The organism is Flammeovirga yaeyamensis (assembly GCF_018736045.1).
Lineage (GTDB): Bacteria > Bacteroidota > Bacteroidia > Cytophagales > Flammeovirgaceae > Flammeovirga > Flammeovirga yaeyamensis.
The window spans coordinates 2,016,652-2,041,384 of the sequence record NZ_CP076132.1; the positions used below are offsets into that span (position 1 = coordinate 2,016,652).

The 24,733-nt window shown below is 35.0% G+C and carries 22 protein-coding genes; 15 read left to right on the plus strand and 7 right to left on the minus strand.

The features are described from left to right. The first annotated feature begins 51 nt into the window (after positions 1-51). The 8 genes from carB to KMW28_RS07915 all read left to right on the plus strand — a co-directional run bounded on the left by carB (position 52) and on the right by KMW28_RS07915 (position 11,224). Positions 52-2,868, plus strand: coding sequence for a carbamoyl-phosphate synthase large subunit (gene carB / locus KMW28_RS07880; protein WP_169664689.1), 2,817 nt, complete (start codon positions 52-54; stop codon positions 2,866-2,868). A gap of 73 nt (positions 2,869-2,941) precedes the next feature. After that, positions 2,942-3,397 carry a deoxycytidylate deaminase gene (locus KMW28_RS07885; protein WP_169664688.1) on the plus strand — a complete coding sequence of 152 codons (456 nt, stop codon included), beginning with the start codon at positions 2,942-2,944 and terminating at the stop codon, positions 3,395-3,397. A 282-nt stretch (positions 3,398-3,679) separates the two neighbouring features. After that, positions 3,680-4,708, plus strand: a complete 1,029-nt coding sequence (locus KMW28_RS07890; protein WP_066208553.1) for a cytochrome c oxidase subunit II — start codon at positions 3,680-3,682, stop codon at positions 4,706-4,708. Between the two features lie 34 nt (positions 4,709-4,742). After that, the gene (locus tag KMW28_RS07895; RefSeq protein ID WP_066208551.1) at positions 4,743-6,641 is read left to right on the plus strand and encodes a cytochrome c oxidase subunit I; all 1,899 of its coding nucleotides are present in this window, start codon (positions 4,743-4,745) and stop codon (positions 6,639-6,641) included. A 198-nt stretch (positions 6,642-6,839) separates the two neighbouring features. Then, complete coding sequence (locus KMW28_RS07900) at positions 6,840-7,895, plus strand: hypothetical protein (RefSeq protein ID WP_169664687.1); 1,056 nt, start codon at positions 6,840-6,842, stop codon at positions 7,893-7,895. A 124-nt stretch (positions 7,896-8,019) separates the two neighbouring features. After that, positions 8,020-9,039, plus strand: coding sequence for a DNA polymerase III subunit delta (gene holA, locus KMW28_RS07905; RefSeq protein ID WP_169664686.1), 1,020 nt, complete (start codon positions 8,020-8,022; stop codon positions 9,037-9,039). A gap of 55 nt (positions 9,040-9,094) precedes the next feature. After that, complete coding sequence (queD, locus tag KMW28_RS07910; protein ID WP_066208547.1) at positions 9,095-9,451, plus strand: 6-carboxytetrahydropterin synthase QueD; 357 nt, start codon at positions 9,095-9,097, stop codon at positions 9,449-9,451. An 81-nt stretch (positions 9,452-9,532) separates the two neighbouring features. Beyond that, positions 9,533-11,224, plus strand: a complete 1,692-nt coding sequence (locus KMW28_RS07915; protein WP_169664685.1) for a hypothetical protein — start codon at positions 9,533-9,535, stop codon at positions 11,222-11,224. Positions 11,225-11,275: 51 nt separating this feature from the next. On the opposite strand, the gene KMW28_RS07920 is transcribed toward KMW28_RS07915, so the two are convergent. After that, on the minus strand, positions 11,276-11,566 hold the full coding sequence (locus KMW28_RS07920; protein WP_169664684.1) for a putative quinol monooxygenase: 291 nt from the start codon (positions 11,564-11,566) through the stop codon (positions 11,276-11,278). A gap of 96 nt (positions 11,567-11,662) precedes the next feature. Here KMW28_RS07920 and gldC point away from each other — a divergent pair, with 96 nt between their 5' ends. Further along, positions 11,663-12,007 (plus strand): gliding motility protein GldC, encoded by a 345-nt coding sequence (gene gldC, locus KMW28_RS07925; RefSeq protein ID WP_066208541.1) that lies wholly within the window; start codon positions 11,663-11,665, stop codon positions 12,005-12,007. A 59-nt stretch (positions 12,008-12,066) separates the two neighbouring features. On the opposite strand, the gene KMW28_RS07930 is transcribed toward gldC, so the two are convergent. The 6 genes from KMW28_RS07930 to KMW28_RS07955 form a co-directional block, all read right to left on the minus strand. Then, a complete protein-coding gene (locus tag KMW28_RS07930; RefSeq protein ID WP_169664683.1) occupies positions 12,067-12,675 on the minus strand; it encodes a hypothetical protein in 609 nt (202 codons plus the stop codon). Between the two features lie 138 nt (positions 12,676-12,813). Then, positions 12,814-14,703, minus strand: a complete 1,890-nt coding sequence (locus tag KMW28_RS07935) for an amidophosphoribosyltransferase (protein ID WP_169664682.1) — start codon at positions 14,701-14,703, stop codon at positions 12,814-12,816. Positions 14,704-14,973: 270 nt separating this feature from the next. Further along, positions 14,974-16,077, minus strand: coding sequence for a leucine-rich repeat domain-containing protein (locus KMW28_RS07940; RefSeq protein WP_169664681.1), 1,104 nt, complete (start codon positions 16,075-16,077; stop codon positions 14,974-14,976). Positions 16,078-16,139: 62 nt separating this feature from the next. Continuing rightward, complete coding sequence (locus KMW28_RS07945; RefSeq protein ID WP_169664680.1) at positions 16,140-16,541, minus strand: thiol-disulfide oxidoreductase DCC family protein; 402 nt, start codon at positions 16,539-16,541, stop codon at positions 16,140-16,142. 5 nt (positions 16,542-16,546) lie between these two features. Next, positions 16,547-17,047: a hypothetical protein gene (locus KMW28_RS07950; protein ID WP_169664679.1), complete on the minus strand. Its 501-nt coding sequence runs from the start codon at positions 17,045-17,047 to the stop codon at positions 16,547-16,549. A gap of 1 nt (position 17,048) precedes the next feature. Next, a complete protein-coding gene (locus KMW28_RS07955; RefSeq protein WP_169664678.1) occupies positions 17,049-17,495 on the minus strand; it encodes an SRPBCC family protein in 447 nt (148 codons plus the stop codon). A 142-nt stretch (positions 17,496-17,637) separates the two neighbouring features. On the opposite strand from KMW28_RS07955, the gene KMW28_RS07960 reads away from it, so the two are divergent. The 6 genes from KMW28_RS07960 (at position 17,638) to KMW28_RS07985 (ending at position 24,713) form a co-directional block, all read left to right on the plus strand. After that, a complete protein-coding gene (locus tag KMW28_RS07960; RefSeq protein ID WP_169664677.1) occupies positions 17,638-18,576 on the plus strand; it encodes a D-2-hydroxyacid dehydrogenase in 939 nt (312 codons plus the stop codon). A gap of 195 nt (positions 18,577-18,771) precedes the next feature. Further along, positions 18,772-19,197 carry a hypothetical protein gene (locus tag KMW28_RS07965; protein ID WP_169664676.1) on the plus strand — a complete coding sequence of 142 codons (426 nt, stop codon included), beginning with the start codon at positions 18,772-18,774 and terminating at the stop codon, positions 19,195-19,197. 46 nt (positions 19,198-19,243) lie between these two features. After that, positions 19,244-19,624: a hypothetical protein gene (locus tag KMW28_RS07970; RefSeq protein ID WP_169664675.1), complete on the plus strand. Its 381-nt coding sequence runs from the start codon at positions 19,244-19,246 to the stop codon at positions 19,622-19,624. Positions 19,625-20,030: 406 nt separating this feature from the next. Beyond that, complete coding sequence (locus tag KMW28_RS07975; protein ID WP_169664674.1) at positions 20,031-22,658, plus strand: valine--tRNA ligase; 2,628 nt, start codon at positions 20,031-20,033, stop codon at positions 22,656-22,658. Between the two features lie 137 nt (positions 22,659-22,795). Further along, entirely contained in the window at positions 22,796-23,599 is an 804-nt protein-coding gene (locus tag KMW28_RS07980) for a DUF4292 domain-containing protein (protein WP_169664673.1), read from the plus strand. A gap of 94 nt (positions 23,600-23,693) precedes the next feature. After that, a complete protein-coding gene (locus tag KMW28_RS07985; protein WP_169664672.1) occupies positions 23,694-24,713 on the plus strand; it encodes a hypothetical protein in 1,020 nt (339 codons plus the stop codon). The last annotated feature ends 20 nt before the right edge of the window (positions 24,714-24,733 follow it).

Below are 24,733 nucleotides of genomic sequence, written 5' to 3' on the forward strand. Positions count from 1 at the left end.
GGTTAGTTTTGCATCCCGAGTGTTAAGACATGTTTTTTAAAGAATAGCAAAATGCCTAAGAAGAATCACATTAAATCGGTACTTATCATCGGGAGTGGACCAATCGTAATTGGACAAGCCTGCGAGTTTGATTACTCAGGAACTCAAGCATCTCGTTCCCTACGAGAAGAAGGTATCGAAGTAACCTTGATTAATTCGAATCCAGCGACGATTATGACGGACCCTGTAACAGCGGACAACGTCTATCTTCGCCCTCTAGAGAAAAAATCCATCATTGAAATTCTTGAAAAGCATGATATAGATGCTGTACTACCAACAATGGGTGGTCAGACAGCACTTAATTTAGCGATTGATTGTCAAGAAGCAGGTATTTGGGAAGACTACGGTGTAGAGATCATCGGTGTAGATATCGATGCCATCCAAACTACAGAAGACCGTGAGTTGTTCCGTCAGAAAATGCTTGAGCTTGGCGTAAGTGTGTGTAAAGGACGTACTGCAAAATCTTTCCTTCAAGGTAAAGAGATTGCTCAAGAAATTGGATTCCCACTAGTTATCCGTCCATCATTTACCCTTGGTGGTTCAGGTGGTGGATTTGTAAATTCACCAGACGAATTCGAGAAAGCATTAAAAAGAGGTTTGGAGATGTCTCCAGTACACGAAGTGCTTATCGAGCAATCTATTTTAGGTTGGAAAGAATACGAATTGGAATTGTTGAGAGACGACTTAGGTAATGTAATCATTATCTGTTCGATCGAAAACTTTGACCCAATGGGTGTTCATACAGGTGACTCGATCACAGTTGCTCCAGCACAAACGCTTCCAGATACAGTTTATCAAAGAATGAGAGATCTTGCGATCAAGATGATGAACGGTATCGGTATGTTTGCAGGTGGATGTAACGTACAGTTCTCAGTTTCTCCTAACGATGATGAAATTATTGGTATCGAGATTAACCCTCGTGTATCTCGTTCATCAGCTTTAGCCTCGAAAGCAACAGGTTACCCAATCGCTAAGATTGCAGCTAAGTTGGCTATCGGTTATAACTTAGACGAATTGAAAAACCCAATTACTGGTACAACTTCAGCGTTCTTCGAACCTGCATTGGACTATGTAATTGTTAAGATCCCTCGTTGGAACTTTGATAAATTTAAAGGTGCTAACCGTGAACTAGGTCTTCAAATGAAGGCAGTAGGTGAGGTTATGGGTATCGGACGTACTTTCCAAGAAGCGATTCAAAAAGCGTGTCAGTCTCTAGAGATCAAGCGTAATGGTATTGGTTCTGACGGTAAAGAGGTAACGAACCAAGAAGAAATCCTTCATGGATTGGAGCACCCATCATGGGATAGATTGTTCAGAATTTGGGATGCCATGAAATTGGGTATCGCCATGAGAACAGTGCGTAAGATTACTAAAATTGATAAGTGGTTCTTACGTCAGATCTTAGATCTAGTGTTGGTGGAGAAGAGAATTCAAGAAACAACATTAGAAGAGATCAGCAAAGATTTACTTCTTGAAGCAAAACAAAAAGGATTTGGCGACCGTCAGATTGCCCACTTATTGGGATGTTTAGAATCAGAAGTATTCGATAAGCGTTACAAAGAATTTGATATCAAACGTCAGTGGAAACTTGTAGATACTTGTGCAGCTGAGTTTGAAGCAAAAACTCCATATTTCTACTCTACGTTTGATGGTGAAAATGAATCACCAACTTCGAAGAAAAAGAAAGTTGTAGTATTAGGTGCAGGTCCTAACCGTATTGGTCAAGGTATCGAGTTTGATTACTGCTGTGTTCACGGTGTATTAGCTTCAAAAGAAGCAGGTTATGAGACAATCATGATCAACTGTAACCCAGAAACAGTATCAACTGACCCTGATATTGCAGATAAATTATACTTCGAGCCAGTATTCTGGGAACATATCTACGAAATTATCCTTCATGAAAAACCAGAAGGTGTAATCGTTCAATTGGGTGGTCAAACTGCCTTGAAGATTGCTGAGAAATTGACTAGATATGGTATCAAGATCTTAGGTACTTCTTACGAAGCACTTGATTTGGCTGAAGATAGAGGTAGCTTCTCAACATTGTTGAAAGAGAACAACATTCCTTACCCTAAATTCGACGTAATCGAAACTGCTGATGAAGCATTAGAGAAAGCGGAAGACTTAGGATTCCCTCTTCTAGTAAGACCTTCTTATGTATTAGGTGGTCAGAAAATGAAGATTGTAATCAACGAGGAAGAGTTAGAGCAACATGTTGTGGAAACACTTCGTGATATCCCTGGTAACAAAGTTCTTCTTGATCACTACTTAGATGGTGCAATCGAAGCGGAAGCAGATGCAATCTGTGACGGTGAGAATGTATACATCGTAGGTATCATGCAGCACATCGAGCCAGCAGGTATTCACTCAGGTGACTCTTACGCAGTTCTACCTCCATACAACTTAGGTGATTTAGTAATTGAGCAAATCAAAGATTACACTAAGCGTATTGCAGTAGCATTGAAGACAAAAGGTTTACTGAACATTCAGTTTGCAATTAAAGATGATAAAGTGTACATCATTGAGGCGAACCCTCGTGCATCTCGTACAGTTCCATTCATCTGTAAAGCATACCAAGAGCCTTACGTGAACTATGCCACTAAAGTGATGTTGGGTGACAAGAAAGTGACGGATTTTGATTTCAAACCAGTGAAAAAAGGTTATGCGATCAAGATTCCAGTATTCTCTTTCGAGAAATTCCCTAACGTTGACAAGCAATTAGGACCTGAAATGAAATCTACAGGTGAAGCAATTTACTTCATCGATTCATTAAAAGACGAGTTCTTCCTAGATATTTACTCTAGAAGAAACCTTTACTTGAGTAGATAATTTCAGTTAATGAAATAAATGAAAAGCTCACAGCTTCGGTTGTGGGCTTTTTTCACATCTAATTTTTTAAACAATGACAAGAGCCGAAGAATTTGATATCGCTTTTATGCGATGTGCCGAATCCATTGGTGAGCTAAGCCGATGCGTTCGTTTAAAAGTAGGAGCAATTATCGTTAAAGACGGTAATATTATTTCAATGGGGTATAATGGAACTCCAAAAGGTTTTGAAAATGCCTGTGAGTTTGAGTTAGAGACCATTGATGAAACTACTGGAGATAAGAATGTAGTACTTAAAACCAAAGAAGAAGTATTGCATGCTGAGGCCAATGCTATAACAAAAGCGGCGAAGTCTACATATTCCACAGAAGGAGCATCTATTTATTGTACTGATAGTTGTTGTTTTGGTTGTGCTAAATTAATAGTGCAAGCAGGTATCAAGAAGTTCTATTATAAACGAGAATATAGAGACACATCCGGTTTAGATTTGCTAAGAAAAGCAGGGATTGAGGTTGTACGTGTAGAATATTAATAGGTTTCAATATCCCTTTGAAAATCTATAGAAATCATATTTTGATAATGAAGATCACTTAGTAATAAGTGGTCTTTTTTGATTTTAAAACCTTGAAATTCAAATCACTTATAAAAAATATCATTTAAAGTCATTAAAAAAGTATGATAAATATCATCAATAACAAATTTCTTTAATATATTTGAGGGAATTTTATGGAACTAAACTTCACATAAAAACAATTTTGGTGATCAAAATGTCACTATGTAAAGTATATCACGAACTACACACTATTTAGAAAGTATGACAACGGCTCTATTATTTGCCACAGGAGCGATACTTATCATAGCTGTTTTAGCTTTGGTTTATCGAATTATCACTTTAGTAGGGATAGCTAAAGAAGATAAGAAGAAAGTATCATCAAGTAACAAAATTAATGCTGCATTATTTCCAGTGTTACTCGTATTAGGATTTATAGGTATCTATTGGTCTTATAACGACGCTGCACAATACTTTTTGCCAGAAGCAGCATCGATTCACGGTAAGGAAACTGATTTCTTATTCAACACTACATTAGGAGTTGTATTCTTGGCTTTTGCCTTAACTCACGTATTGTTGTTTACATTCCCATTCTTTTATCAACATTCTGAAAAAAGAACGGCAGATTTCTACCCTGATAACGATAAGTTAGAGATTGCATGGACAATTGTTCCAGCAGTTGTAATGGCAACATTAGTATTCTTCGGATGGAGAGCATGGTCTGATATTACAGCACCAGCACAAGACGATGCAGTACAAATCGAATTGATGGGTAAGCAATTCGCATGGGAAATTCGTTACCCTGGTAAAGACTTGAAACTTGGTAAATATGATGTAGCCAACATTGACAACACAAACTCAATGGGAGTGGACTTTGACGATGTGAATGCTACAGATGATTTTATGGCTCGTGAACTTTATTTTCCAGTAAATAAAGAGGTAGAGCTAAAGATCAGAGCAATTGATGTGATTCACTCAGTATTCCTTCCTCACTTTAGAGTGAAAATGGATGCTGTACCTGGTATGCCTACAAGATTTAAATTTACTCCTACAATTACTACTGAGGAGATGCGTCAGAAAACTGGAAACCCTAAGTTTAACTATGAGTTAGCTTGTACAGAGGTTTGTGGTTCTGGTCACTTTGGTATGAGAAAGATTGTAAAAGTAGTGACTCAAGAGGAGTACGATGCTTGGTTACAAAAACAAAAATCGTGGTTAGAGAAAAACCCTGACTACATGGCTGTTTGGGAAGCTAAAAAAGCCGAAAAGAACTCAGTAGCTCAAGCAAACTAATTCAGAAACGAAAAATTTTTAAAGTTATATAACTATGGCAAGCGTAGTATTAGACGTAGAAAATAATGCAGTAGGTCATGACGATCACCACGATGATCATCATCATGGCAACTTTTGGACGAATTACGTATTTTCTTACGATCACAAAGTAATCGCCAAACAATATTTAATTTCAGGTATCCTATGGGCAATCATCGGTGGTGGTTTGTCTCTATTATTCCGTATTCAATTAGGTTTCCCAGAAGCTGACTTAGAGTGGTTAAGACCATTACTAGGTGATTGGATTACAGAAGGTGGTAAAATGGATACTACATTCTACTTAGCAGCAGTAACGATGCACGGAACCATCATGGTATTCTTTGTATTAACAGCAGGCTTAAGTGGTACTTTCTCTAACTTCCTTATTCCATTACAGATTGGGGCAAGAGATATGGCTTCAGGTTTCATGAACATGTTGTCGTACTGGTTATTTGCATTAGCTTCTGTAATCATGTTGGCTTCGTTGTTCATCTCAACAGGTCCTGCATCAGGTGGTTGGGTAATCTATCCTCCATTATCAGCATTACCACAAGCGGTATCTGGTTCTGGTTTAGGTATGACTTTATGGTTAGTGTCAATGGTTTTCTTCATTGCTTCTTCACTATTAGGTTCTATCAACTATATCTCTACAGTAATCAACTTAAGAACTGTAGGTATGTCATTCGGTAAATTGCCTTTGACAATCTGGGCATTCTTTATCACAGCCATCATTGGTGTGTTATCATTCCCAGTTCTTTTTGCAGCAGCTTTATTATTAGTGTTTGACCGTTCTTTCGGAACTTCATTCTACTTATCTGATATCTTTATTCAAGGTGAGTTATTATCAAATTCAGGTGGTAGCCCAATCTTGTTCCAACACTTATTCTGGTTCTTAGGTCACCCTGAGGTATACATCGTATTACTTCCAGCTTTAGGTCTAACATCAGAAGTTATCTCTACGAACTCAAGAAAGCCAATCTTCGGTTACAAAGCCATGATCGGTTCTATGTTGGGTATTGCCTTCCTGTCATTTATTGTATGGGCACACCACATGTTCGTATCGGGTATGAACCCATTCCTAGGTACAGTATTCATGTTACTAACATTGATTATTGCCGTACCATCAGCTGTAAAAGCCTTTAACTACATCACAACATTATTCAAGGGTAATATCGTATTTACTCCTGCAATGTTATTCTCAATTGGTCTAGTATCATTGTTTATCTCAGGTGGTGTTACTGGTATTATATTAGGTAACTCTGCATTGGATATCCAATTACACGATACTTACTTCGTAGTAGCCCACTTCCACTTAGTAATGGGTTCTGCATCATTCTTTGGTATGATGGCAGGTGTGTACCATTGGTATCCTAAAATGTTCGGTAGAATGATGAACTCAGCTTTAGGTTATGTTCACTTCTGGTTGACATTCTTAGGTGCTTACTTAGTTTTCTTCCCAATGCACTACATTGGTATTGCAGGTTTCCCAAGAAGATACTACTCATTCACAAACTTTGATGCATTCTCTACATTCACAGACTTAAATACATTTATCTCAATTGCTGCAATGGTAACAGTTGCTGGTCAGTTCATCTTTGTATTTAACTTCTTCTGGAGTATGTTCAAAGGACGTCACGCATCTGAGAACCCTTGGAACTCTACTACATTAGAGTGGACGACTCCAAGAAAGCCAGGTCACGGTAACTGGCCGGGTGCATTGCCAATTGTTTATCGTTGGCCATACGATTTATCTAAGCCTGGTGCAGACAAGGATGGTTTTGGAGACTTTATCCCGCAAAATGTTCCATTATCAGAAACTCCAGAGTCGAACACTGAGGAAGAAAAGGATTTAGTTCAATTGGAAGAAGGTTTCAAAAAATTGAGCGATCACAGAGAGAAGAATCCATTTATCTAATAGTGATATAAAAATATACTTTATCAGAAGTATCCAGTTTAAGTCCCAAACTTGAACGTTTAAGAGCACCTTTATCCGGGTGCTCTTTTTTTATTTTGATGAAAAACTCAGAAGAAGGAAAATAAGTAAACAACATTTTTTATATTTATATAGATAAATCACTTTTCGAGAATTCATTTGCAAAGCAAATACGTTTATATGACCTCAAAAATATATAGATTACTCACCTTATGTATTGGGACTTTATGTTGTTTTTCTTGTCAAACAAATACAGTTCCTCCATCTTTTTCTGATGCTGAGTTATATTATCCTATTCAAGAAGGATGGTACATTTCTTATCAAATCGATAGTGTAGATTTAAACTATGGCACTGCTGATAATCCTAATGGTATTATTAACCAAAGTACGATTCAATTAATGGAAAGAATTGATAAGCCTTTTGATGATGGTTTAGGTCATATGAATTACCGATTAGAAAGATATAAGAGACCTGATGTGAACACTGAATGGGCTTTAGATTCAATTTGGTCAGTAACCTACAGAGATAATCAAGTGATAAGATACGAGAATGGTGTGCCTTACATAAAATTGGTTAATCCTTTGTATGATCGATTAAAATGGAATCAGAATGCTTTTAATAACCAAGGAAGTGAAACACCTAGTGGAGTTGATATTCGATATGAGGTAGAGTCTGTGGGACGTTTTTATAGATTTGATGATAAACAATTCGATAGGGTGGCCACTATTAAAGAAATTAATATAAGTGATGATTCTCAAGAAAATTTTGAATTAAGAACAGCTTATTATGCACAAAATATTGGTTTGGTACATTTGGATTATTCAAAATTGAATAGGAGTTATTATGTGTTGCGTTCAGACGAGCCTGAATTGGTGGGTAACCCTTATTGTAATCATGTATCCGATTCACTTGTTCGATTAGGTGATGGTACTTTAATAGATAATCCTTTTTATGGAAATCCAACTTGTGAATATAATCCCATCTTTGTGGATAATTTAGAAGGAGAAACACCCGAAGAAAAACAACAGGCCATTGATAATTGGATCGATAGATTTGAAAGACAAGTGGACAATCCTCCAATAGTGAATTCCTATACTGAAGGAAGCAGTAATGGAGTTCAAATTTATGTTGTGAGTGTATTTAACCCGGATTTTCCATCTGGATATAATGTAGTAGGAAGTACCATCAACCAAAAAGTTTTGGAATACGGGATCAATGTAAGACCCGGAAATTAATTTTTCACACTACATTTTTTCTTCATACATATTTGTTATTGATAAAGAACTAGGAATTCTTTTTTTTCAAAGCAGATAGGTATAAATTGCACTCCTTAATTTAGACGAACATTTACAAACTTTTATGGCCTTTACAAGCGAATCGATACTTAAGAAAATGAAGGAAGGAAATTTTTCTCCTTTGTATGTATTACAAGGAGATGAACCCTTTTTTATCGATCAAATTGCAAATTACGTTGAAGAAAATGCTTTAACGGAAGCCGAAAAAAGTTTTAATCAAACTATTCTTTACGGTAAGGATACCACCCTTGTTCAAGTATTAGAAAGTGCTAGAAGATTTCCTATGATGGCCATGCGTCAGGTAATTATTGTCAAAGAAGCTCAAGACTTACCTGATTTTAATAGAAAGCCAAGTCAGGAAATGTTTGCACAATATGCATCTAATCCTGTACCTTCCACAGTATTAGTTATCTGTTTAAAAAACAAGAAACTGGATGGGAGAGGTGCTGCAAAAAAAGCAGTGGATAAAAATGCCGTCTTATTAGATACCAAAAAACTATACGATAATAAAGTCCCTGGATGGGTAAAGGAATATTGTAAAAGCAAAAACTTCAAAATCAAAGATAGAGCAGTCAATATGATTGCAGAATACATTGGAAATGATCTGAGTAGAATATCCAATGAGATGGAAAAGTTGATGTTAAATTATGATGAGCAAACTGAAATTACTGAAGGTTTAATCTCTAAACATATTGGTATAAGTAGAGATTATAACGTATTCGAATTACAAAATGCCTTAGGTAAAAGAGATGTGCTTAAAGCCAACAGAATTGTGATGTACTTTAACAACAATCCAAAAAGCAATCCTTTTGTAGTGGTAGTTGGTACATTGTTCTCTTATTTCTCGAAGTTGTTGGTAATGCATGAAAACTTCAATCAAAATGAACAAGCTTTAGCAAAAATGATTGGAGTGAATCCTTACTTTATCAAAGACTATCGTGAAGCAGCAACCAATTACCCAAAAAATAAGGTGATACAAGTCATCGAAACGCTACAAGATGCCGATTTAAAAGCAAAAGGCATCCGAGCATCACTTTCTGATGACGAAAATCTTAAAGAATTGGTGTTTAAAATCCTCCATTAGAACGTTTGCACTCTGTTATCTTTGTCTGTTTTTACAGAATTGATACCAGAACACAATGAAGATATTTAAATCCTATATGTTTGAGGCAGCTCATTTCTTGCCTCACATGCCAGAAGGTCACCCTTGTAGAAGAATCCACGGTCACTCATGGAAGATGGAATTACACTTTGATGGTGAGTTAGTGATGCCATACGAATGGGTCATTGATTTTAACGAGATTGACGAAGTGGTAAATCCTATTTGGAAAGTTTTAGACCACAACTTCTTGAATGAAGTAGAAGGTTTAGAGAATCCAACCTCAGAAGTGATTTCTATGTGGGTTTGGAACAAAATTAAACCTGCTTTACCTGCACTTTATAAAGTGGTCATTTTCGAAACACCAGAAGCAGGTACAGAATATTGCGGAGAGTAATACAAAATTTATTATATTTGAAAGGATACTAAGGTATCCTTTTTTTTATGACTATTTTTTAATCTTCAATTATTTAATTAGATGAAACTAACACTTATTTATGCAATACTATTGGGTGTATTCTGTACCTATCACAATGCCACAGGTCAAGTAAAATATAATCTTGATTTTGAGTTTGGAGAAAAAACCAAAACAGGACTTACTGAAACAAGTTTTGGAGTCGTAGCTAAAAACGACAATTTCATTTATGTGTTAAGTGGTAAAGGAAAAGGAGTGGGCTTAGCTTTACCTGGCGGTTTTGGGCCAGTTGTCGGAATTGGAACAAAAGTGAAGCTAGAACTTCAAATTTTTGATCATGATCTCAATATTAAAAAAGAACTTTCTCTAGAGGACATTGCCTTAGGGGCATTAAATGGGGCACCTGATAAAACGTATGAATTTATCTATCAGGATAAACAAGAGAAAATTTGGTTATTCTTTTCTACGCATTCAAAGTCAGCCAATCATTTGTATAGAATGCGTTTGAATGATAATAACTCTGGTTTTGAAAAACCTATTTTAGTATCACGTCAATCGGGTGATAAAAACCACAACAGACAAGGAACATATAATTATAAGTTGTCGCCTAATAAGGAACTACTCTGTATTTATTCTTACAATTCTGTGAAAAAGGCAAAATCAACAGATGTTTATGTTGAAGTAATGGATCGAGATTTTAAAAGACAATGGATCATTCTTAATAAGATTCCTCAATACAACAAAGATGGTTATTTATCAACGTTAGCGTCTTCTTTAGATAAAGCGACAAATATAAAATCGGAGAACATTAAACTAACAAATGAAGGCTCTTTTTATTTCTTATCTAAGGTAAAAGAGAAAAAAGAGAAACTAGAAAAATATGTTTTGTACGCCTTTTCTAATGGAAAGCGAAATGCTATTACTAAAGTGTTTTCTAATACTAAATATTATAATAACGCCCTTTATTTACAACCCTACAATGGAAAAGTAGGAGTAGTTGGTTATTATTCAGATGTAACTTCAAAGAGTAAGGATATTAAAGGTATTATGATTGAGATGATGGATCCAATTACTCTTAAAACCTTAAATAGTATTCATACTCCCTTTACAAATAAACAACGTAAGGATTTTATGGTATCTGATGCTTACCCTAAATCAGCAGAAAAAGCGGGTAAATTTGTAGGTAAAGATGAGAAATTGAATAAGCAATTCTCTAAAGGTAAAGATGTTTTTATCAGTGGTCGTACAAAACCATTACGTTTATTTTTCCATTCTAATAATTCATTTACTTTGGCAAGTGAAATGTATAATGAACAAACTTATGTAACTACTTCAACCGACCCTAATACAGGTATGTCGAGCACTAGTAGCAATTTCAAAATGTATTACGGTGATGTTTGTTTTGTAAATTTTGATGATAAAGGCAAAGTAAATTGGATAAAAAATTATCATAAATATCAAGTACTTGATAGAAACACAATTCTATGCAAAGGTATGTTTATGGAGCAATTTGATGATACCATCCTTTTCTTCTATGCAAATATGAATGTAGATAAGATTCAATTTGCTGAAGTTGATTTTAATGGGAACATACATTCAAGAGATGTACAACCACTAAAGAATGGACGAATAGATAAGTACTATTTTGTTCCAGAAAGTTATGTAAAACTTGGAGAGAATACATATCTAGGTAATAATTTGAAGAGTTTTAAAAGTAAACTCACCAAATTGGTAATTACTGAAAATACATTGTAAAGTGAGTTGATATAACTCTATCAATGAAAATAGGGGAGTCGTAAGGCTACCCTATTTTTTTACTTCAAACATTGAGAAAGCCTCTGCTTTTTCTTCAAATAACACTTTAGTTTTTCTCCAAGTAGTTATAAAGAACTCAGAATCTCTATATCGATCCAAGGCTTCTTGATCTTCCCAAATAGAAAAAGTCATCACTTTAGTGTGGGCATCAGCATCTTCTAAAAGTTGTACTGACTGACAGCCCTCAAAGCTTTCAATAGTAGGTTGAACCTCATGAAATAACTTTTTGAAATCATTAATTCTATCTTTTTGGAAAGACATTCGAACAAAACGGTGAAGCATAGGGAATCAATTGTAAATTTAATTTTATTAATCCTTCAAAAATTGCAACTTTGCAGCATTAATCAAAAGGATTTAGCCAAACTTATTATATAACAAATGAAAGAATCACAGATTCGTTTAAAAGTAGAATTGGATGATCAGAATGTACCAGAGAAAATTTTCTGGAAAGCAGATGATTCAGGAGAAGTAGGTCTTAACGAGACAAGAGCATTTGATCTTAACATTTGGGATCATGAGAAGAAAGAGACATTAAGAATCGGTCTTTGGGGAAAAGAAATGACCATCGAAGAACTGAAATTCTTTTACATTGATGCAATGGGTGGTATGGCACAAAATATAGTGAATGCTACTGGCGATCAAAAAATGGCCGCTGAGATTCATCAATTGTGTAAAAAGCTTTCTGACCACGTAGTGGAACTTAGAAATAAAGAGGGTAAATAAATAAAAATCATCAACTCAGGGATTACAATCTGGGTTGATGATTTTTTTTGTGAAAAAGATTAATGATTTCTTTTAAATAAATTCTTAATCTTAGCAACAATGGAGTTGTCCACTTTAGTAATTGATCCTACTGTGGCAGTCCTTCCTTTTTTCGTTACTTTTTGTGGTATAGGGATCATCATCTGATCCAAGGATTTAAAAAGCTCTCGTCTGCTTATCTGAAGTAGGTATTCTTCCAAAGTCATGTCCTGCTGCCACATCCGATTTAATTTCTCTACTCTATCGGTTACTTCTTCTGCCGTTTTTTCTAAACGCAGCCCAATACTTTTAGTATCAATTTTATTGATGAAGAACATTTTCAATAACAAAAGATCATCATCATTAAATTTGATTTCCACTTCCTCAATAATACTATCTTCCTCTGTAGTAGGGAATCTTTGATTGATCTCCTCTTCAATATCAGCATCATCAGAGATTTGATTCGATTCCATGATGGTTTTCGTTAAAGCCACACAAAAAGCAGATTTGTACTGCACAGGGTTATCTATTTGATGTTGTCCCTCAACTAAGTAGTAAAAATCGTTGAATGCTCTTTTTATTAAGCGTTCCTCTCTATTTCTAAATCCAAGTACATATCGAATACTCGGGAGTAAAATTCTATTGCTCATATAGTATTAATAACTCCCTCTTCAGAATGTTTTAAAAAAGGAGTAGATTTTAAATTATCATCAAAAGATAATAAAAAAGGCCCAGTAATTATTACTGGGCCAAATATCATTAATGATCTAGGATCACTATTATCAATTTTAGTAAGCTCTACCGTCTTTACCTTCCATGAAGTTAACGAAAGCTCTGTTAGCCACTTTCATACCACCTTCAGTAGGGAAGTTACCTGTAAAGTACCAATCACCTAAATGATTAGGGCAAGCTTCGTGCAAGGTATCTACCGTTTGGAAGATCACCTTCACATCTGCTTTAATATTGTGTGACTTGATGATGTTGGCAATCTCATCAGAGATTTCCTCATACGTAAACTGATCGTACAACTCTTGTACATAGTTAACCATCAAAGGTTCTTCTTTTCTTAAAGCTGATTTACAACGGTAATACACCTCATCTAAAAGATCTTCCTTGCCATTACGTTTGATCAAGTTGATCATCGCTCTGAAGGCAACAAATTCTTTCATCTTAGACATATTGATACCGTAGCAGTCAGGATATCTAATTTGAGGAGCAGAAGAAACCACAACAATACGTTTTGGATTCAAACGATCTAACATTTGGATGATCGATTTCTCCAAAGTAGTTCCTCTTACAATAGAGTCGTCGATAACTACAATAGTATCTACATCTCTACGGATTACCTCGTAAGTAGTATCGTAAACGTGAGCCACCATATCGTCTCTCATTGCATCGTCTGCAATAAAAGTTCTAGCTTTCACATCTTTGATGACTAATTTTTCCTGACGAGGACGGAAAGATAAAATCTTCTCTAACTCCTCTCCAGATACACCTTTCTCGATAGATTCTAAACGCTTAGCCACTAAATGTTTGTCTAAGCCTTTCATCATGCCCAAGAAAGCAGTTTCTGCTGTATTTGGAATGTAAGAGAATACTGTATTTTTAAGATCGAAGTCGATAGCTTCCAAAACTTTTGGAATCAACAACTTACCCAAAGTCTTACGCTCGTTATAGATCGCAGGATCTGTACCTCTTGAGAAGTAGATACGTTCGAAGCTACAAGATAATTTCTTTTGAGGTTCTAAGTATTGAACTTCTTTGTAGTTAGCTTGTTTGTCGATGATCAAAGCGTGACCTGGATTGATCTCTTGAATTTTGTCGTAGTCAGCATTAAATGCTGTTTTGATAGCCGTTTTTTCAGAGGCTACTACAATGATTTCATCATCAGCGTAGTAATATGCAGGACGGATACCGTTTACATCTCTAGCAACGAAACCGCCACCAAAGCCTGTAAGACCCATAAATGCATATCCACCATCAAAATCTTTACAAGAACGAGAGAGTACACGACCTAAGTCTAGTTCTTCTTCAATCTTCTCAGAAATCTTGATGTTGTCATCTTCAGTCTTTCTGTATTTGTCAAATAAGTCTTGTACCTCAAGGTCCAAGAAGTGACCGATTTTCTCCATCACCGTTACAGTATCCACATTTTCTTTTGGATGCTGTCCTAACTCCACCAAACGATCAAATAACTGATCTACGTTGGTCATGTTAAAGTTACCTGCCATAATTAACTGTCTAGAACGCCAGTTATTATTTCTCATGAAAGGGTGACAGTGGTTGATGGTGTTGTTACCATGAGTACCATAACGAAGGTGGCCCATGTAGACATCTCCAACAAAAGGAATGTTGGAACGTAGGTAGTCTGCGTCAAGGTACTTTTCCGTATCCTTACTAAGTTTGTTTAATTTCTTACCTACTTTCTTGAAAATGTCGTTGATCGGGTCTGACTCTACCGATCTTGCTCTATCAATAAATGGTTTGCCAGGTTTCATACCTAACTTGATACTTGCGATACCTGCACCATCTTGACCACGGTTTCTCTGTTTCTCCATCAGTAAATACATTTTACTGATAGCATAAGTTGGAGTACCGTACTTTTCAATAAAGTATGACAACGGTTTTCTTAGGCGTAGCATGGCTATGCCGCACTCGTGTTTAATTACTTCACTCACTGGACTAGGAAAGTTAAATGTTTATCCAAGTGCAAAAAAAGTCTTATTTATCTATTTACCCAAATAAGAAGGCATAAATAATTTGTTAATGATTAAATATTCGAGAAATTTTTAAAGTGATACTAATTCTTCGATTTTTTACATTCTTTGTAATGCGATTTAAATCAATGAATTGAAAGACAGAAAAGTGCTTGTATATTTCTTCGAATAGATCAAAAGCCATCCCAATTTTTCATTGAGATGGCTTTTGATCTATTTTATCAAATCAGATTAAAAGTAATCTGTTTCGATATTTGGATGCTTTTCTTTGAACTTCGCTACATCTTCATCAGAAACTTGAGCGTCTCTGAAGTAGATAATTGATAAACTTGGAGAGTTATCCAGTGGATCTAAAGTAGCTACTTGAGAGCCAGTGATAATAAGGATACTCAATTTTGGAAGTGTAGAGATAGGCGATAAATCTTTCACTGGAGTGTTAGAGAACGTCAACTCGTTCATCGACTTAGATTTTGCTAAAGCACTAATGTCTTCCACTTTACTGTCTGAGAAATAGAAAGTATGTAAACTCTTTAATTTCTTTAGACTAGAGATGTCTGTGATCTCTGTGTTACTGATGTTTAAGTGTTCCAATTTCTTCAACTTCTTCAATGGAGATAAATCCATCACTTTCGTTTTTTGGATTTGAAGCAACTTCAAGCTTTTCAAACTAGAGATCGCACTTAAATCAGAAACGTTGGTATAAGACACCTTTAATTCCTCGATGGTAGGTAATTTACTAAGGAATGAAAGATCTTCTACTTTAGTCTCATCGATAGAAAGCATCTTTAATGTTTTGAAAGCAGAAAGAGATTCCCACTCTTTAAACATTTTATTCTGGAATAGGTCGATGTTTTCTAACGGTAATCCGCTGATCGCTTTTAAAGAAGCAATCTTAGTTCCCGATAAATAAATGGCTTTTAAAGTTGTAGAACCGCTCAAAGGACTTAAATCTTTTACATTACTAAATGCCAAGTTCAAGCTTTGAAGATTTTTTAGATTTTGAAGAGGAGTTAGATCTTTAACTCTAGTATAAGAAATATCAACGTTTTCTAGTTTTACTAAATTCTCTATTGGCTTTAGGTTACTTACAATTCTCTCATCACCGAAGTCATCATAACCCGATGCGTTGATTGAAGTCAATTCTTCAATTTTTAGCAGTCCTGCTGAGGTCATTTCATCTTGATCCCACATTATTTGGGAAGTGAAAATCCCTTTCCAATATTTATCAAGACCATTCCACCATTCCATATTCAACTTTTCTTGTGCGAAAGTACTCGCAGAAAAGGATAGAAAGAGCAGTAAAAATAAATTCTTTTTTAAATCAAAAGTGATCATTCTATAAAATGTTAGTGTCTATTATATATTACGACTGATATCGTTTCATATTGTGTGGATGTCTAGGAAGTTCCTCTAAATTTTTTCTGTTGATGGATTAATTCACAAGTATCTTCTTTCTTTCCAAACAATCTGTACCTGTATTTTGCAATAAGATCATAAATAAGGTCGGTTACCTTTATAGGAAATATTGTACCAAACCGAAATAAATGAAAAGGTGATTTAAGATCTTTTGCAATTTCAAGAGCAGCACGAGATTTCGTATAGGCTTTTTGATCAGTAACTAAAACAATGCTATCGATATAATCAGGGTTAAGGTTGTATTTATTTAATAATGACTTTCCTTCATCAGATTGTAAGGACGCAAACTGAAAAGTATCCGATTTTTCGTGTCGAATTATAAACTGAACACTTTTATCGCATAAGTTGCAAATACCATCGAACAAGATCACTTTTTTGTCCATATCACTTACTGATTAATCGAGCAATTAGGTTGTCTTAATAGAACTGTTTCTATCTGAGATTGTTCAACCACCAAGTTCTTAATGCTTAATATTTTTATCGAATGATTCATGATGGGCTGTAAATCATCCACATAAGAATCATCAATAATTAAAGTTTCTAAAGCAGAACACAGCATCAAAGAATCTAGATCGGCAACATCGGTATGGTCAGCATAAACCTCTTTCACCAAAGGAAAGAACATAAGCGGGTCTAAAGAATCTATTTTTTGATAAGAAGCATAAATTCTATCCAAAGGAATGAGGCGATTGAAAAAAGTAAAGTCAGGCCATTTTACCACCTCTAAAGCTTCATCAAATAGTGATTGATAGACTCTACCAAGGTTGTTTTCTTCTTTTACCAATTGATGCACCTTCTCGCTTTCAATATGTTCCTCTTGTACTTTAATGCTGAATAGAATAATTTCTTTCCAAGCATCATCCAATCTATTCCAAGTAGTAATTTGCATATTATTTGATGACCAATCGGTCGATGTATTGTTTTAGATTTTTTTTAATAAAGTAATTCCATCCACCCAAACAGCTTTCGTATCTAAATTCTTCAATATCTTGACTAAAAGGGTCAGTAACGGTATGTGTTAACGTTAATCTTGATGAGTTTTCGCTGAGGGATTCAATAGAAAAACAAACTTCCGAACTTCCATCAAAACCTTGATATTCCCTTAATAAAGTAAAGCTTTTTTGTGGCTGAATAGCTAGCACTTTCCAAAAATGTGGGAATACCCGATTTGGGGTTTCGACATCAAAAAGTACTTGATACCCCACCTCTAATTCAAAGGATGGAATATTAGAAAAGAACCAATTTATTTGATGTGAATGTTGGGTGATTACCTCCCAAAGTAAGCTTTTTGAAACAGTAAACTCTTCTGTTACAATCACTTTTTTATTTTCTTCCAAATTTTCAACTTTTTGATGTCCAATGGATAGATCAAAGGTATTTAATATTCTGGAAAGTTGTTACAAAAATCACTTGATGTTATAGTGCTATGGAGATATTATTTATTAATTTGTGACATCAGTCAATACATAAAAAGAAATTATGAAAATCGTATTTTTAGATGCGGAATCTTTAGGGAACGACGTACAAACAGAACTTCAACAATTTGATCAGCTAGGAGAGGTGATCCATTATGCTTTAACACCAAAAGAAGAGACATTATCACGTATCAAAGATGCGGATGTAATTGTAACAAACAAAGTGGTGATTACAGAAGAAATGATGAAAGTTTGTCCTCAACTTAAAGGTATAGCAATTACAGCTACAGGAACCAATAACGTGGATTTAGAGGCGGCAAAAGCCTTGAATATTCCAGTGAAAAATGCAGTGAATTATTCATCAGAAAGTGTGGCACAACAAACTTTTGCCATGCTATTGTCATTGATGAATAATATACATGAGTACGACGAGTTTGTGAAAGATAATTCATACAGTAATCATCCTTCATTTACATGGATTGGAAAGGGTTTTCAGGAAATCAATGGCAAAACGTTTGGGATAATAGGACTCGGAAACATCGGAAAGCGAGTAGCTGAGATTGCCACTGCTTTTGGTGCAAAAGTGATTTATTATTCTACTTCCGGTGTGGCGAGAGACGAGCGTTTTACTTTGGTAGATAAAGACACCTTGTTCAAAACATCTGATATTATCTCAATACATTCTCCATTAAATGAGGCCACTAAAAACATCATTTCTGTTGAAGAATTAAAAATGATGAAATCTTCTAGTATTTTACTAAATACTGGTCGTGGAGGAATTGTAGACGAAAGTGCATTGGTAGATGCCTTAAATGAAAATCAGATAGCAGGGACGTGTGTGGATGTATTTACTGTAGAACCTATGGTACACGATAGCCCTTTTAAAAATGTGAAAGATCAGAGTAAAATTCTTTATTCTCCTCACATCGCTTGGGCGAGTTTAGAAGCGAGAAGAAAACTGTTGAGTATTACTTTGGAGAATGTGAAGAGTTTTATAAGCTAATAGGCTTCCACAAAACAAATCCATATTGATATAAAGAATCAACTCCAATCTTGATAGTTTATCCAAGGTTGGTGTTGATTTAATATGTAAAAAAAGGTATTTATGATGTAATCTCTGAGTTTAATGTCTATTCATTGTGAACGGCAGAGGGTGCTGTTATAGCAGAAATAAGTAAGAAATACTCAAATTTTAGAAATGAAATTTATTAAAATAATTATTTTAACGCTTCTGCTTAGTATGGTTACTTTATTGACATACAGTATGAATAAACCACATGCAAAATATAAGGTGATTAAGGTTAAAACTAAAGGAGATTATTATATAATACATGCTATGAGAAATGACTCACTTTTTAAAATCATCTCCAAAAAAGTTGTAATTAAAGAATCAGAATTTGAATTGTTGAAAAAAGGTAAAAGTTATTATTTCGATTTTGGAAGTAATATAGATGAAAAAGGAACAGAGCCATTGGCAGGAATAGCTAATTATTTAGATGTTAAGAATAAACCTGTTTTTATTGATGGTAATACTAGAATAAGATTTACAAAACGTTTTCATTATCGTTTGTATACTTCAAATAATCTTATGGGTTTATATTATATTCCACCATCGCCAAACTAAAACTGAAATTATAATATGATCTGTAAATTTGGAAAAACAAAAATCTATGAAGATTAAAAATATATTTAGCGCAATTATTTGTTTATTTATATTATATCAATTGTATTTTGATAAAGAAGAGTCGCTAAATTATCAGGAACAATTATATCTCAAACAAATGAACGAATCTTTTGAGGGTTTAATTACTAAAAAGGAAATAATACCTAATAGAAGTTTTTTTAGAAAAATAGTCTTTAATGATGGGGAAGACATTTGGATAGATTATTCAGGTATTACATCGGAATGTTATGATAGTTTACATGTTGGTGATTTTATAAGAAAGGAAAAAACATCACCCTTTATAATAGTCGTAAGAGAGAACCAAATGTTTGATATTTTATATTCTGATACAACGTATAACTATATTTTAGATAAAAGTAAGTTGTGAGAAAACACTTAAAATTAGGATTTATTTTAAAGTTTTTCATCATCAAAAACAACTTAGCACTGTATATAAAACAGAAAGTACATCAGCTGAAAAAAAATCAAAAATGGTGTTCGGATTAATTTTTCTATAACTGTTCAAATTACCGTTCAGTTCTTTTCTTTTTATAAGTGTCAAAATAGTAATGGAAATCGTAATATAACCCATCTTCAAATAAAACAACCCACATTTTCCAATCCCCATATCACAAATTCCAAAAAAATCTCCTCTAAAAATAAAATCTTCATTATTAATTCTTAATTCATCATTAAGTATTCTTCTTTTTATTTAAATTTGCTTTCCCAATTTTATCAAGTGGTGAAATTGGACTTTATTATTTTTTGTTTCTGAAATATTTTAAATCAAAGCAATGGAGCTTGCGACTAAGTACAATCCTCATGACGTAGAGGACAAATGGTATCAGTTCTGGTTAGAGAACAAATTTTTTCATTCTGAGCCTAATCCTGATAAGAAGCCATTCACCGTCGTCATCCCGCCACCAAACGTGACAGGGGTGTTGCATATGGGTCACATGTTGAATAACACAATTCAAGATGTCTTGGTCCGTCGTGCAAGAATGAGAGGATATGAAGCTTGTTGGGTACCTGGTACTGACCACGCATCGATTGCTACAGAAGCAAAAGTAGTAAAGATGTTGAAAGACGAGCATGGTATCAGTAAATCTGATATTACTCGTGATGAATTTATGAAATACGCTTTCGAGTGGAAAGAAAAATACGGTGGAATCATCTTGAACCAATTGCAGAAATTGGGTGCTTCTTGTGATTGGGACCGTACGCGTTTCACTATGGAAGACGAACTTTCTAAAGCAGTTATCAAGGTATTCGTAGACCTTTATAAAAAAGGATGGGTGTACCGTGGTGCAAGAATGGTGAACTGGGATCCGGCAGGGAAAACAGCTTTATCAGATGAGGAAGTAATCCACAAAGAGGTAAACTCTAAATTATATTATGTACAATATCCAATCGTAGGAAAAGAAGGTGAGTTTGTAACTATTGCCACAACTCGTCCTGAAACAATTCCTGCAGATGCAGGTGTTTGTGTGAATCCTAACGATGATCGCTTCAAGCATTTGATTGGACAAAAAGTAATCGTACCAACAACAAACAGAGAAATCCCTGTTTTTGGTGATGATTATGTGGATATTGAATTCGGTACAGGTTGTTTAAAAGTTACTCCTGCTCACGATATCAATGACTACGAGTTAGGTTTAAAACATAACTTGGAAGTAATTGATATTATCGAAGAAGACGGATCGATTAACGCTAAAGCAGGTGCGCAATACGCAGGTAAAGATCGTTTCGTTGTTCGTAAAGAAATCGTTAAAGACCTAGAAGCTTCTGGAAACTTAGTAAAAGTAGAAGAGCTTCAAAATAAAGTAGGTACTTCTGAAAGAACTGGTGCAGTGATCGAGCCAAGAATTTCAACGCAATGGTTCGTATCGATGAAAGAAATTTCTAAGCCTGCATTGGAGAATGTAATGAATGATAACATTCAGTTGCATCCTGCGAAGTTCAAGAATACGTACCGTCACTGGATGGAAAATGTAAAAGACTGGTGTATTTCACGTCAGTTATGGTGGGGACAAAGAATTCCTGCTTTCTACCTTCCAAACGGTGAGTTTGTAGTGGCAGAAACTGCAGAAGAGGCATTAGTTGAAGCTCAGAAAATTGATGCGGATATCACTATCGACCAACTTTCTCAAGACGAGGATGTATTGGATACTTGGTTCTCTTCATGGTTGTGGCCTATCTCAGTATTTGATGGTATCACGAAGCCAGAAAACGAAGAGATCAACTACTACTATCCAACAGATGATCTAGTTACTGGTCCAGATATCTTATTCTTCTGGGTAGCACGTATGATTATCGCCGGATACGAGTGGAAAGGCGAATTGCCATTCAAAAATGTATACTTAACAGGTTTGGTTCGTGATAACCAAGGCCGTAAAATGTCGAAGTCATTGGGTAACTCACCTGATCCTTTGGACTTAATGAAAGTATATGGTGCTGACGGTGTTCGTGTTGGTTTGTTATTGTCTGCAGCAGCAGGTAACGACTTACTTTTCGACGAAAAACTATGTGAGCAAGGTCGTAACTTCGCTAACAAAATCTGGAACGCTTTACGTTTAGTTAAAGGTCTTGAGGTAAGTGAAGAAGCACAACCTGAATCAAATAAAATTGCCATCGAATGGTTCGAAGCACGTTTCAATCAAGTATTGGAAGATGTAGAAGCGAACTACGAGAAATATAGATTGTCTGACTCATTAATGTCAGTGTACAAATTGGTATGGGACGACTTCTGTTCGTGGTACTTAGAAATGGTGAAACCAGAATACGGTTCTCCAATTGATAAGGCTACTTTAGAAGCGACTATCAATTTCTTCGAGAAGATTGTTAGACTTTTACATCCATTCATGCCATTCTTAACAGAAGAAATCTGGCATGCAGTACGTGAAAGAGCTACTGAGGATGCTTTAGTAGTAGCAGATTACCCAACTGTAGAGTCATTCGACAAAACATTGTTGGATCAAGCGACTGCTGCTTTCGAAATTATCTCACAAGTGAGAAACGTTCGTAACAAGAACCAAATTGGTCCTAAAGTACCTCTTCCAATGTCAGTGTTAGCTTCTGATTCTACTGTTTACGATCGTTTCGGTGGTATCATCACGAAGTTGGCGAACTTGGAATCTTTATCAATGGTGGATGCTGAAGTAGAAGGAGCCACTCAGTTTGTTTACAAATCTGATAAATGTTTCATCGACTTAGCAGATCAAATTGATGTTGAAGCTGAGAAAGAGAAGTTAACGAAAGAGCTTGAATACACGAAAGGCTTTATCGCTTCTGTTCAAAAGAAACTTTCTAATGAAAGATTCGTAGCAAATGCTCCTGAAGCAGTTGTGGCTAAAGAACGTCAGAAGCAACAAGATGCTGAAGATAAAATCAAAGCATTAGAAGAAGCTATCGCAAAACTGTAACAAGTTTTTGATTATATTTGAAAGGCAATTGGGTGACTACTCAATTGCCTTTTCTGTATCATATCATTAACCCATGAATTAATTCATGGGTTAATGATATGATACGCCCTTTTTAAACTCACATGATCCTCACAAAAGTGAAAATTACGAATTTATTTATCGCATCGGTGCTACTTTTAGTATTTGGTGTTTCTTGTGCTAAAAAATCGACAGGCATTACCGTCAACGGAAAATCTTCTGAATTGAATGTGAAGAATTTAGATTACGAATACTTATCTACGAAAGGTAAGTTAGTATTTAAATCTGCTGCTAAAGATCAAAAGTTAGCGATCGATACAAGAATCCAAAAAGACAAACAAATGTGGATGTCGATGCGTGTGGCTAAAATCGAAGGTTTAAGAGTATTGGCTACCCAAGACAGTGTTTTCGCTTTAGATAAAATGGGTAAAGAAGCTTATGTTTTAAGCTATGATGATGTGGAGCTATTATTAGGCACAAAGATCGATTACGATTTATTACAATCTATTTTTACAGGAGATCTTCCTCAAACATTTATCGACGATTCTAAAGTAAAAGTAGAAGAGGAGATGTTCTCTCTAACACAAAAAACAAAACTATATGAGTCGAGTGCTTATGTAAATCGTTCTACTCAAGTGTTAGAGGAGATTGTGGTAAAGTTGAAGAAAGAAGGTAAAATAGCTGTGGTTGACTATAAAGATTTTAAAACCATCGAAGAGGGAAGTGCTCAAATAGCTCCTTTCCAAACAGATGTCTTTATTGGTAACGGTACCCAAAAATCTGATTTTGCTACACAAGTCTCTGTCAATATCAATTTATCTAAAATAGAAGTGGAAGAAGGAGCTGTGAAAATGCCCTTCAAGATTCCATCAAAATATAAAATTGTAGATAGAAGGGAGTTGGAAAGAAGGAATTTGAAGTAAAATCACCGATTTTCTTAAAATAATCGTCGAAATATAAACAATTGATAATCAGATTTATTAATTAGGTAACTTAATAACAAACTATTTCACTGTTATGCGTTATCTACTATTACTCTTTATTGTTTTATCTGTCAATTGTCTTGCCCAAAATGACTTTCGACCAGGATACATCATTACCTTGAATCAGGATACCGTTTATGGTAAGATTGATTATAGAGGCGATGTACTGATGGCTCAACAATGTAAATTCAAAAGTAAAAAAGGAGAGGTCACCTTATTTTATCCCAAAGATATTTCGGCTTTTAGATTTAAAAATGGTCGATACTTTGTGTCTAAAAGTGTGGAGGGTAAACCGAAATTTTTAGAATTTCTGATCGAGAGTGAAATTAATCTTTTCTACTTTAAAGATCCGAGAGATATCTCTCGTTTTTTTCTAGAAAAGAAGGATGTGCCTTTGGTTGAATTACCTTACAAACAAGAAATAAGAGAAATTGATGGTAAGAGGGTTTTATACAAGTCGACGAAACATAAAGGTATATTACGTTTAAGCATGATGGATGCTTATGATGTACATCAAAATATTGCGGAGATAATTAAACCTAAACACGATAACCTTATTGAGGTGATTGAGTTGTATAATAATGAGATTGGGACATCTCATAAAAAATACGAAGAAAAGGCTCCACGAATAAAATTTGAATTTCAAGCGGTCGCAGGAGTTATTAACTTCAATGATAATAATTTATTGAACAAAAACTCATTTGTAGGTGGTACGTTAATTAACTTTTGGTTGCCTAGAACGAATGAGAAAATCTTTTTCTCAACGGGTGTTTTCTATTCCCAATCAAAGAATATGGAAAATGAATCGGTTCAATATATTGATGTTCCGTTCCAAATAGGTTATAAATTTCCAAGCACTTACAAAGTTAGACCTTCATTATCGATTGGTATTTTATCACCGACTTATTCTGCAGGTGTTTCTGTAAAAATTTCTTCAAGATTTAGTGTTGGGGCCCAAAGTTGGATAGATAATTATGCCAACAAATTACCTTGGATCCCAGGGAAATTAAAAAGCTATTCTCTTTTAGCAAGCATTACTTATGAGTTATATTGAAGATTTTACCCTATTATATA